Annotated in this window: 9 protein-coding genes; 7 read left to right on the top strand and 2 right to left on the bottom strand. The window is 65.4% G+C overall.

Annotated elements, in window-relative coordinates:
• Window positions 1-32: 32 nt before the first annotated feature.
• Complete coding sequence (locus tag G3545_RS23340; RefSeq protein WP_170016153.1) at window positions 33-686, top strand: XRE family transcriptional regulator; 654 nt, start codon at window positions 33-35, stop codon at window positions 684-686.
• 173 nt (window positions 687-859) lie between these two features.
• Here the strand turns inward: G3545_RS23340 and G3545_RS23335 are convergent, their stop codons facing one another.
• Together G3545_RS23335 and G3545_RS23330 are read right to left on the bottom strand one after the other, a co-directional pair.
• Window positions 860-2,122 carry a D-arabinono-1,4-lactone oxidase gene (locus G3545_RS23335; protein WP_170016151.1) on the bottom strand — a complete coding sequence of 421 codons (1,263 nt, stop codon included), beginning with the start codon at window positions 2,120-2,122 and terminating at the stop codon, window positions 860-862.
• A gap of 23 nt (window positions 2,123-2,145) precedes the next feature.
• A complete protein-coding gene (locus G3545_RS23330; RefSeq protein WP_170016149.1) occupies window positions 2,146-3,246 on the bottom strand; it encodes an LLM class flavin-dependent oxidoreductase in 1,101 nt (366 codons plus the stop codon).
• Window positions 3,247-3,581: 335 nt separating this feature from the next.
• On the opposite strand from G3545_RS23330, the gene G3545_RS23325 reads away from it, so the two are divergent.
• The 6 genes from G3545_RS23325 to G3545_RS23300 all read left to right on the top strand — a co-directional run bounded on the left by G3545_RS23325 (window position 3,582) and on the right by G3545_RS23300 (window position 11,783).
• Window positions 3,582-4,091 (top strand): flavin reductase family protein, encoded by a 510-nt coding sequence (locus G3545_RS23325; RefSeq protein ID WP_170016147.1) that lies wholly within the window; start codon window positions 3,582-3,584, stop codon window positions 4,089-4,091.
• 16 nt (window positions 4,092-4,107) lie between these two features.
• Window positions 4,108-5,376 carry an FAD-dependent oxidoreductase gene (locus G3545_RS23320; protein WP_170016145.1) on the top strand — a complete coding sequence of 423 codons (1,269 nt, stop codon included), beginning with the start codon at window positions 4,108-4,110 and terminating at the stop codon, window positions 5,374-5,376.
• Window positions 5,377-5,495: 119 nt separating this feature from the next.
• Entirely contained in the window at window positions 5,496-7,481 is a 1,986-nt protein-coding gene (locus G3545_RS23315; RefSeq protein ID WP_170016143.1) for a sigma-54-dependent Fis family transcriptional regulator, read from the top strand.
• A 382-nt stretch (window positions 7,482-7,863) separates the two neighbouring features.
• The gene (locus G3545_RS23310; protein WP_170016141.1) at window positions 7,864-8,967 is read left to right on the top strand and encodes an extracellular solute-binding protein; all 1,104 of its coding nucleotides are present in this window, start codon (window positions 7,864-7,866) and stop codon (window positions 8,965-8,967) included.
• A 19-nt stretch (window positions 8,968-8,986) separates the two neighbouring features.
• The gene (locus G3545_RS23305; protein ID WP_170016139.1) at window positions 8,987-10,066 is read left to right on the top strand and encodes an ABC transporter ATP-binding protein; all 1,080 of its coding nucleotides are present in this window, start codon (window positions 8,987-8,989) and stop codon (window positions 10,064-10,066) included.
• A 31-nt stretch (window positions 10,067-10,097) separates the two neighbouring features.
• Window positions 10,098-11,783 (top strand): ABC transporter permease subunit, encoded by a 1,686-nt coding sequence (locus G3545_RS23300; RefSeq protein WP_246702934.1) that lies wholly within the window; start codon window positions 10,098-10,100, stop codon window positions 11,781-11,783.
• The last annotated feature ends 33 nt before the right edge of the window (window positions 11,784-11,816 follow it).

Below are 11,816 nucleotides of genomic sequence, written 5' to 3'. Positions count from 1 at the left end.
ATTGACGTGAATTGGCTGATCGGGGCGAACGGATGAACAATGAGGCTCCCGCGCTGGGCAAGCTGCTGCGCGACCGTCGCGCCCATCATGGCTGGACGCTGGCCGATGTCAGCTCGATGACCGGCATCGCCGCGTCCACTTTGTCCAAGATCGAGAACGGCCTCTTGTCCCCCAGCTTCGACAAGGTGCTGCAACTCAGCCGCGGTCTCGGCGTCGAGATCGCCGACCTGCTCGACCCGCAGACCGCCGAGGCCAACCCGCCCGCGGTCGTCCTCGCCCGCCGCAGCATCAGCCGCCAGTTCGAGGGGCAGAAGCTCGACACCAATTATTACACCTACACTTATCTCTGCTCGGACGTCGCCCATAAGCGGATCATCCCGATCCACATCGAAATCCGGGCCACGCGGCCGGAACACATCGGCGAACTGACCTCGCACGTCGGCGAGGAGTTCGTGCAAGTGGTGAAGGGCAAGGTGCGCGTCTTCAGCGAATATTACGAGCCGACCGATCTCGAACCCGGCGACAGCGTCTATCTCGACAGCAGCATGAAGCACGGCTACCTGTCGCTGGTGGAGCCCTCCAGCGAGATCCTGGTCACCTGCTCGAGCGCCACGCCAAATCTTGCGCAGACGCTGCGCGAGATCATCAAGAACAGGATCGTCGAGGAAAAGAGCAAGGTCGAGTAGCCTTGACGACGAGCGCTCTTGCTTTCGCGCCGTGCAGCCTCGGAAGCGGGCCATTCCCACGTCATGGCCGGCCTTGTGCCGGCCATCTCGGCCACTGACGCGCTGTCCGGAATCGAGATCCCCGGCACAAGGCCGGGGATGACGGTTCCATCTGGGAATTATCGGTCAGGCACTCACGCGAACAGCGGGCGCAGATGATCGTTCAGGAACACACCGTCGGGATCGATCTCGCGGCGAATCTTCTTGAACGCGTCGTAGCGCGGATAGATGCGCTCCAGCCGTGCCGCCGTCATGAAGTGGTGCTTGCCCCAATGCGGGCGGGCATCGTAGCGATCGAGCAACTCGTCGAAGTCCTGCAGCATCGCCCAGCTTGCAAATTCCATCGGGCCGGAAATCGAGAGTGCGTAGCCGTCGCGCTCGGCATAGGCGCTGAGATAGGTATCGTCGGCCTTCACCGGTCGGCATTCGACCGGATACTGCGCGGTCGGGTATTTGGTCTGGAACAGATCGCGCACCTCGGCGAACGCCTCCTCGAAGCGCCCGAACGGCACCGCATATTCGATCTCGCGGAAGTTCGGGATGTAGCTGTTCGGGAAGATCACCGAGCTGTGGTCGAACTGCTCGCCCTCCTTCAGGAGCGGCGCCGCCTCGCCGACCGGCACCGCATTGTAGGTGCGCATGTGGCAGATGTCGTAGTCGCGAGTCGCACTGGAGGGCACGCTGCCGCCCGGCAGCTCATAGAGATCCGCCGACTCCTTGATCGGCAGCCAGAAGAACCAGAACGTGCGGTTGTCGGCCAAGCGCTGGTGTAGTCCGTCCAGGCAATCCTCGACATCCGTGTTCCACGATCTCTTGTGGATGTTGTACGACGGCACCGCCTGCAGGGTCAGCGACACCACCACGCCGAACATGCCGATCGAGCAGCGGAAGGCCCGGAACAATTCGCCGTCCTTCTCCGCCGACAGGTCGAGGAACTCCCCGTCGGCGGTGACGATGCGCGCCGCGATCATCTGGTTCGACAGGCACGGCAGCGTCACGCCGGCGCCGTGCGTGCCGGTCATGATCGCGCCGATGGCGGTCTGCGTATCGATGTCGCCCTGATTATTGAGCGACATGCCTTGCGTGCGCAGATAGCGGCTGACGTCGCCGACCCGCATGCCCGGCTGGATCGTGACCTGTCGCTTCTCCTTGTCGACCGCGATGACCTCCCGGAAATCATCGAAATCGATATGCACGCCGGGCGTCGGCACCACTGCGGGGTTGGAATGCCCCGCCCCGCTCGCCCGCACCGGCACGCCGAGCCTGCGCGCTTCCAGCACGGCCTGCCGAACCTCCTCCTCGGAGCGCGGACGCACCGAGTAGCGCGGGACGAAATATTGCTCGCCAAACCAGTTCCACCACAGTCGGCCGGGCTTGAGCACAGTCGGTTCGGTCATCGCAGTCTCCGGAAGACGCGGCTTCACGCCGCTTGTGTCGCATTCAGCTCGGCATTGACGCGCGGCATCACGTCATTGGCCAGCAATTCCATGGAACGCCGCATGATCGCCTTGTCCGACCAGTCGTGGGCGGTCATCATCAGCGTCCCGAACGGGCCGACCTCGTCCCTGAGAGCGAGCAGCTTGCGCGCCACCGTCTCGGGGCTGCCATAGATCACGAAATTGTCGCGCACCATCTGATGGGTGATGCTCTCCGGCGGGGTGTCGGGCCTGGGCGCCAGCAGGCCGGGGGCCTTCATGCGGGAATAGACCTGGAACATGTAGTCGTAATACCAGTCATAGGCGCCGCCCGGCTTCTGCACATAGGCCTCGGCCTCCTTGTCGGTCTCGGCGACGAAGATGCTGCGGGCCACGCGCCATTTGCTCCCGTCCGCCACCTTGCCAAGCTTGCGGCACTCGTCGAGATAGGTCTCCCAATGCGTCTTCACGACCCAGGAGGCGACGAAATTGGCGGAGATCGGCATTAGGTCGTGCTGCGCGGCGACGCGCATCGAGCTGGAATTCGGGCTGCTGACGGATATTGCCATCGGCGGATAGGGCTGCTGGAGCGGCTTCGGCAGCGGACCGACGCCGAGATCCGGCCAGACATTCTCGGTGATCTTGATGTTCCAGAACTTGCCCTTGAAGTCATAGGGCGGGTCGCTCGTCCAGATCTTTTTGATGAGCTCGATCGAGTCGAGCATCATGTCCTGGCGGTTGGCGCCTTCGAGCCCGAGCACCTCGATGTCCGACCCCAGCGCCCCAGTGCCGATGCCGAAGATGAAGCGCCCCTTGGTGAGTTGGTCGACCAGCGCCACATGCGAGGCAAGCTGCGCCGGGTGGTAGTAAGGCAAGGCAAGCACGCCGGTGCCGAGCTTTATCTGCTTCGTCCGCGACGCCATGAATGCAAGGAAGACCAGCGGAGACGATATCTGTTCGATGTCCGACGAATAGTGCTCCCCGACCCAGGCCTCTTCGAATCCGAGTTCATCCGCGAGGCTAAACTGTTCGATGTCTTCATCGAGCGTCAGCGGATACGGTCTGTTCATATTGTGCATCGGCATCATGAAGAGAGATAGTTTCATGATCTTCCTCGTGGCTTGAAAGAACTCCCGACACTGGATGGCAAGGGGCGTGCCACGACCCGCAAGCGCTTCAGGTGACACGATTTGCCCTCGGTCGCACGACCGGGCAGGCTTGGCTCGTCTCACTCCAGAGACGGGCGTCTCATTTTTTTCGCGCCCGCCGACGCCGGCTTGCGACAGGCCGACCAGATTGCCCCGCTCGCGGGTGGTTTCGGCGTCTGGCACGCCAGTTGCGCAAAGCCCCTCCATCGATCCGATCGCTGCCAACGCGGCGGCCGGCGCGTGAACGAGGAACCGGACCATGGCGACAAGAAAAGCAGTTGCGGGAGTGTGCGATGACGGATGCTGACCTGTTCAAGCGCGGGATGCGCCGGCTGGCTTCCGGCGTGTCGATCGTCACCACGATGGACGAGACGACACCCCAGGGCTTCGTCGCGACCTCCGTCACCTCGGTATGCGCCGCGCCGTCGCCCTTGTTGCTGGTCTGCGTCAATCGCGAGGTCTCCTCGCATGGCGCGATCCATCGTTCGGGCAAGTTCTGCGTCAATCTCCTTTCGGAGACCGACGCCGAGCTCGCCCGCCTGTTCAGCTCCTCGGCCCATCGCGAGCGCCGCTTCGCGCAGTGCGAATGGCGAGCGTTGACCACCGGCGCGCCCGCGCTTTCCGTGGCGCTCGCCAGCTTCGATTGCGAGGTACAGACCGCGATCGACGTCGAGAGCCACACCGTGTTCCTGGGCAAGGTAATGGCGATCGAGCTGTCCCACGACGCCATCCAGCCGCTGCTCTATGTCGATGGGCGCTTCGACGCTCTACGCTCCTTCACCCCGACGGCGGCGCTCTCTTGAGCTTGGATCATTTGTCATGGCGATAGTGAAGACCGGCCGCCGGGTTGCCGTGATCGGCGGCGGCGTCATCGGCGTGTGTGCCGCGAGCTGGCTGCTGCGCGACGGGCACGACGTCACCATCATCGAGCCCGACGGCATCGGCATGGGCTCGTCCTTCGGCAATGCCGGCTGCCTCAACGCCTCCTCGGTGGTGCCGATGTCGATGCCCGGCAATTTGAGCAAAGTGCCGGGCTGGCTGCTGGATCCGCTCGGGCCACTGTCGATCCGCTGGAGCTATCTGCCGAAGATCGCGCCCTGGCTCCTCGCCTTCGTCCGAGCCGGCACGCCCGAGAAGGTTACGCACCAGGCCGCCGCGCTGCGCCCGCTGCTGCATGACTCCTTCGGCGCCTATGCCCCGCTGGTGCGCGATGCCAACGCCGGACACCTCGTGCGTCGCAACGGTCATCTCGTCGCCTATCGCTCGAAGCAGGATTTCGAAGGCGATGCGCTCGGCTGGAAGCTGCGCCGCGACAACGGCATCGGCTTCGACCTGCTGGAACGCGACGCGCTCTGGCAGCAGGAGCCGAGCCTGTCGCACGACTACCAATTCGGCGTGTTCATCCCCGACAACGGCCACACCACGAACCCGAACCAATTGGTGCGCGCCCTCGCCGACGCCTTCGAGCGCGACGGCGGCAAGATCCTGGTGGCCGCCGCACGCAGCTTCAGCTTCGATGGCGAACGCCTCGTCGCCGTGAAGACCGATGCCGGCGAGGTGCCGGCCGACGCGGCCGTCGTCGCCGCCGGCGCGCGCTCGCGACCCTTCACGGTCGAACTCGGTGATGCCGTCCCGCTCGACACCGAACGCGGCTATCACATCATCATCAAGGATCCGGAGGCGGTGCCGCGCACCTCGATCCTCGATGCCGCCGGCAAGTTCGTGGCGACACCGATGGATATGGGCCTGCGCCTCGCCGGCACCGTGGAGTTCGCCGGGCTTGACGCCGACCCGGACTGGCGGCGCGCACGCAAGCTGCTCACGCTCGGCCAGCGGCTGTTTCCCGCCTTGCGAGACACCTATTCCGAGGAACGCCTGTCGCTCTGGATGGGATTCCGCCCCAGCATCCCGGATTCCCTGCCGGTGATCGGGCCTTCGCGCCGCAGCCGCGACGTCGTCTATGCCTTCGGCCACGGCCATGTCGGCCTCGCCGCCGGCGCGACTACCGGGCGCGCGGTCGCCGACCTCCTGGCCGGACGACCGTCCGAGCTGCCGCTGGACGCGTTCAGCCCGGCCCGTTTCCACTGAGACCGGCGCAGGGCGACCAGTCCTGAACCGAAACATAGGCGATATCTGCTCAACTTGACGGCAGGCTTAAAATTCGCACAAAATTCGAGGGGCTCACTGTCTTAGACCAGGGAAAGCCGATGCCTGACGGAAAGGGTGCGCAACTGCCCGCCGCGGCGCCGCGCAGCGGCTCGGCCGTCGATGTGTTCGCCGGCGCCCCGGTCAATCTGGAAGCGTCGTGGCGGCGCTGCGTCGATCGCTACCGCTTCGATCCCACCTCCAAGCAGCGCATCGTCGTGCTCAGCTCCAGCGAGCTGCGCGAACATTGCGAGCCGTTCGAGCAGACGCTGGCCGCGGCAGAAGAGGAGCTGGACTACATAGGCGGCCCGCTGTCCGACGTCGGCTTCATCGCCAGCGTGTCCAACATGGCCGGCCTGATCCTTCATTACCGGACCGATCCCGACAGCAATGTCGACATTGAACGTGCCGGTTCGCTGTGGGGCGAAGGCATTGCCGGCACCAATGGGGTCGGCACCTGCATCATCGAGCGACGGCCGACCGACGTTCAGGGCACCCAGCATTTCTTCCGCGATTTCTCCGCGCTGTCCTGCACCTCGGCGCCGATCCTGTCGCCGGATTCGGCGATGGTCGGGGTGCTCAATTTCGCCACTGCCAATCCCGATGTCGATCCCTCCACCTTCCGTCTCGCTTCCGGCCTGGTGCGCCGCGTCGCCGAACGTCTCAGCAACCGGTTGTTCCGCATGGCGTTCAGGGACGGGATCATCCTGTCCGGGCGCTCGGGCACGCAGGGACCAGTGCTGTTCGCACTGGACCGGGAGCATTTCATCGTCGGCGCCAATCATGCCGCCCGCAACTGGCTCAACTGGCAGGACGGCGCCCTACGGCCGGCCGAGTTGTGGACCATCTTCGACCGCGATCCCGATACGCTCTCCCGCGTCGCCGCTTCCGGCGGCACTATCAGCCTGCGCCGGGCGGGGCGCGACAGCCTGTTCGCCATCGAGACGCCGAGCGCCTTTGCTCCCGCTCCGCAACGCCCCGCCAGGCAATCGCCCGGCGCGCCATCCCCCACCGCGCCAGTGAAGCCGGCCGCGCGCTCCAGCACCCCTGCCCGCGCCGACGCGCCTCCCAATGTCGAGGAATGCGTCGGCAGCACCGCGACGGCACGGAGCCAGTTCAAGCTGCTCAAGCGGGTCTATGGCCGCGGCCTTCCGGTGCTTATCCTCGGCGAGACCGGTACCGGCAAGGACACGCTCGCTAGAGCCCTGCACCAGGAGGGCGGGCGCGCCGAGCGTGCCTTTGTCGCCTTCAACTGCGCGGCGGTTCCCGAGACGCTGATCGACAGCGAGCTGTTCGGCTATGGTGTCGGCGCCTTCACTGGCGCCCGTCGCGAGGGCAGCCCGGGACGGCTGATCGAAGCCGATGGCGGCACCCTGTTCCTCGACGAGATCGGCGACATGCCGCTGGTGCTGCAGACCCGTCTGCTGCGCGTGCTCGAATCCGGCGAGGTGAGTCCGCTCGGATCCGGCAAGACCCGCACCATCGACGTGCAGATCATCGCCGCCACCAATCAGAACCTCAAGACGCGGGTGGCCCAGGGGCTGTTCCGCGAGGATCTCTATTACCGCCTCGCCGGCGTGGTCATCCAGCTCCAGCCGCTCCGGGACCGCGAGGACTTCGCGCAGCTCGCGCAACGCATGCTGGACCGCGTCGCCGGCGGCGAGGACGTGAGGCTCTCCGAAGACGCGCTGGCGCGTCTCGCCCGACATCGCTGGCCCGGCAATGCGCGCGAGCTCAAATTCGTCCTGCAGCGCGCCGCCCAGATCTGCGAAGGCGGCTGGATCCGGCCCGAAGACCTTATGCTTGACGACGAGGTGCCTCGCGGTCCGGAATCCGCCGTTCCGGACTGTGCCCCGCGGCCGGCACCGACCGCACGCGACAGCATCCATGCCGCCGAGCGCACCGCCATCGCCGATGCGTTGGCGAAATGCGCGGGCGATGTGGTGAAGACGGCGGATGCGTTGAAGATCAGCCGCGCCACGCTCTATCGGAAGATGCGCCAGCACAATCTGCGTCCCCAGCGCTACGTCGATTACGACCTGCACTGACAGCGCCGCACGGCCCCCGTCATCCCTCTCCAGCCACGATCTCAACCGGCGCCGGCAACGGCAGGCCGGACCTCGGCTGTCGGCATCGACACGCGCGTCGCAAGAGTGAGACGGGTGTCTCCCGCAGTGTCACGATCCCTCCTGGCTCGCGCCGCGCACGCCGCCGCGCCGGCACCGCACAGGCGGCATCGAGCACAGCGGATAATCGGCCCGAATCAATCGCTTGAACCCACCGGCTTGCCGAGCCCGCCGGGCGCTCGCATCGTAGCGGCGCCTGGTGCCCCGACCGGCCGCGCACCTGGCATGGCATGGCACGCCGCTTGCCGACCACAAAGCCGGTCCGCGGGTCACCCAACCCGCCACAAAACAATGCGAGGGGACTATGTCTGGTCACGATTTCCTGCCGGCGGTGAACCGCCGCCATGTGCTGAAAGCTGCCGCGGCGGCGTCGGCTGTGCTGTCCGCGCCGTCCATCATCCGCAATGCCTGGGCGGCGGAGACCATCACGCTCCTGACCTGGGAGACCTATCACGACGACCCCTGGATCGAGGAATGGAGCAAGGCCAACAACACGCAGGTCAAGGCGGTGCGCATCGGCTCGGTCGACGAGTTGTTCTCGCAGCCCTTCTCCGGCGCGGTGAAGCCGGACATCATGTACATCGAGACCGGCTCGCTACCGCGCTTCAAGACCGCCGGCCTGATCACGGAGATCGACGTCTCCAAGGTGCCGAACGCGGCGAACATCACCCCGCAGCTCGACTGGAAGAAGTACACCAATGTCGGCGGCAGCACCGTCGGGATCCCCTATAATTGGGGAACCCAGCCGCTGATGTTTAACGCCGACGTGGTGCCGGAGCCGAACACCTGGGCTGTCCTGTGGGACAAGGCCTATGAAGGCAAGGTCAACATGTTCGACGACTGCACGATCACCTTCCCGATGATCGCGCTCTATGTCGGCGCCAAGGATCCCTTCAACCTGACCGAGGCCGAATTCGCCAAGTGCGAGGAGGCGCTGCGCGCCCTGCGCCGCCAGGTGCGGGTGATTGCGCGCGGCTTCGACGACGCCTCCACCATCTATGCCGCCGGCGACGCCGTCATCGGGTATTGCCAGAACGTGGCGGTGGTGACCTCGCTGCAAGGCAAGGGCAAGAACTTCAAATACACCTTGCCGAAGGAAGGCACCCCGACCTGGATCGACTGCGCCGGCATCTCCAAGCAGGGCAATCGGCCGATCGTCTACAAGTTCATCAACGACAATCTCAGCAGCCAGTGGCAGGCCCGCTTCATCAAGACGTCGACCAATAACGGCGTCCTCTCGCCGAGCATCGCGAAGCAGGCCGGCCTCACCGACGACGTGCTGAAGATCACCAACATCCTCGATACCGAGGCCCCCGGCTTCTGGGACAAGCTTGTGGTGTACCAGAAGCCCGAGGATCTGGATCGGCGGCTGCAGATCTGGAACGACTTCAAGGCCGGCACCCTCTGACGGCAAGGGACGCTGCATGATGAGCAACGACAACCCCGCGAGCATCCTGGCGGTCGAGAGTGTCAACAAGACCTATCCCGGCGGCACCAAGCCGGCCCTCGACCGCGTTTCCTTCCGCGTCGCGCCCGGCGAGTTCTTCTCCATCCTCGGGCCAAGCGGATCGGGCAAGACCACGATATTGAGGATGATTGCGGGGTTCGAGACGCCGGATCGCGGCCGCATCCTGATGGACGGGGCCGATATCACCGAAGTGCCGCCGAACCGGCGCGATGTCCGCACCGTGTTCCAGAGCTATGCGCTGTTTCCGCATCTCACCGTGCAGGACAATGTCGAGTATTCGCTGCGCATGCAGGGCGAAGCGAAGGCCGAGCGCCGCCGCAAGGCCGGCGAGGCGCTCGAAATGGTCGACATGCTGCCCTACACCAGCCGGCTGCCGCATCAATTGTCCGGCGGCCAGCGCCAGCGCGTGGCGCTGGCGCGGGCCATCGTCTGCCGCCCGAAGATCCTGCTGCTGGACGAGCCGCTCGGCGCGCTGGATCTGAAACTGCGCCAGCAGATGCAGCACACGCTGGTGTCGCTGCAGAAGGAGCTCGGAATCGCCTTCATCTATGTCACCCACGACCAGGGCGAGGCGCTGTCGATGTCGAACCGCATCGCGGTCATGCGGGACGGACGCATCGCCCAGCTCGGCACCGCGCAGGATCTCTATTTCGCGCCGACCTCCGAATTCGTGGCGCAGTTCGTCGGCCGCTCCAACCTGATGCCGATCCTGTTCGAACCGGCCGACGGCAGGCTGGTCGCGAACATCGCCGGCGAGAGCTTCCCGGATCTGGTCGGGCCGAAACAGGGCCCGGCGCGCCTCGCCTTGCGCTTCGAGGCGGTGACTATCGTGCCGGAAGCCGAGGCGAAGGAGCCCGGCGGGCTCACCGGCACCGTCGAGGACGTGCTGTTCCTCGGCACCAATTTCGAGGTCAATGTGCGGGTCGGCGGCCTCAACGTCATCGCCAGCGTGCCGGCCGCGCGCGAGGGCGGCTTCCGTGCCGGCCAGCCTGTGCGCCTGCGTCTCGATCTCACCAATGCGCGGGTTTTCAATGACTGATGCAGTCGCGGATGGCGTGATGGATCTCGGCATGGCGAAGCGGAACAGCCGGTCAGTGTTCGACCGGCTGCGCGGCGTGCCGATCTATGTCTGGCTGCTTCTCATCGTGCTGGTGCCGAATGCGCTGCTGATCGGAACCAGCTTCCTGAAGACCTCGCAGGGCTTCCTGGTGCTGGAGCCCTCACTGGTGAACTATACGCGCCTGTATAATTCGTCGGGCTTCTGGGCTTTGCTGGCGCGGACGTTGCGGCTTAGCTTCCTCGCCTGCGTCGTGGGCGCGCTGGTCGCCTATCCGCTCGCCTATTATGTCGCCCGTGTGGTGCGGCGGAACAAGGCGATCTTCGTCGTCCTCATCATCATCCCGCTCTGGATCAGCCTGTTGATGCGGGTCTTCGCCTGGCGGCTGATCCTCGGCCAGTCCGGCTTGCTCAACTCGTTCCTGGTGACGAGCGGCATTCTCGACAAGCCGTCCGAAGCCTTTCTCTATACGCCGGCCTCGGTCATCCTCGTCTTCGCCTATATTTCCATACCCTTCATCTTCATCTCCTGCCTGACCGCGTTCGAGAAGATCCCGCAGGCGCTGTTCGAGGCCTCGCAGGATGCCGGCGCCTCCGCATTCCAGACCTTCCTGCACGTGGTCTGGCCGCTCACGCGGCGCGGCCTCGCCATCGGCTTCTCGCTGGCCTTCCTGGTCACCGTCGGGGACTACGTGACGCCATCCATGGTCGGCGGCATCGACGGCACCACCATCGGCGTGGTGATCTCGTCGCAGTTCGGCATGGCGAACAACTGGCCTTATGGCTCCGCCCTCGCCATCGTGCTGATCCTCAGCGTGGGCGCGATCGTCGGCCTGGTGCTGTGGCTGTGCCCCACGCGCGGCATCCTGCAAGGCGACGAGGGGGTGAAGGCCGCGCCCGCGCATGCCGGAGCGGCCGCCCGGATCGGGCGCGTCGGCGGCATCGTCGGATCGCTTGCCGCCATCGGCTTTCTCTATGCACCGCTGATCCTGATGATGATCTTCTCGTTCGGCGCCTCGGAACTGCAGGCCTTCCCGATCGCGGAATTCAGCCTGCGCTGGTATCAGGACCTCGTCAGCAATACGAGCCTGCTCGCCGCCGCCCGCCGCTCGCTCGTCGTCGGGCTGTGCGTGGTGATGTTCTCCACGCTGATCGGCACCAGCTTCGCGCTGCTGCTGCACTATGGCCGGGTGAAGGGCGCGCGCTTCTGCGAGTTCGCGCTCGCCTTGCCGTTGGCGACGCCCGGCGTCGTGCTCGGCATCGTCATGGTGCTCGGCACCGAGCTGGCCTCTGTCCCATCCGGCCTCATGAGGACCATCATCGGGCAGTCGAGCTTTGTCATGCCGGTGACGATGATGCTGGTGCTGGCACGCCTGCGCCAGCTCGACCCCTCGCTGATGGAAGCCTCGCTCGACCTCGGCGCCGACAAATGGCGCAGCCTCATTCATGTCCTGCTGCCGCTGATCCGAAGCGCCATCATCGGCGGCGCGCTGCTCGGCCTGACACTGTCGGCCGACGACGTGATGGTGACGCTGTTCCTGACGGGATCGGAGCAGACCTTGCCGATCTGGGTGTTCAACCAGATGCGTTTCGGCTTCACCCCCGTGGTCAATGCGCTGTTCACGCTGCTGGCGATCCTGTGCCTCGCCATCGTGCTCGTCTCCACCCGCATGGGCCGGAAGGAGAGGAGCGCGGCGTAACAAAAGGGCTCTAGAGCCCTTTCCGTTCGGATG

The sequence above is a fragment of the Starkeya sp. ORNL1 genome (assembly GCF_012971745.1).
GTDB lineage: Bacteria > Pseudomonadota > Alphaproteobacteria > Rhizobiales > Xanthobacteraceae > Ancylobacter.
This window is presented reverse-complemented; position numbering and strand designations above follow the sequence as displayed.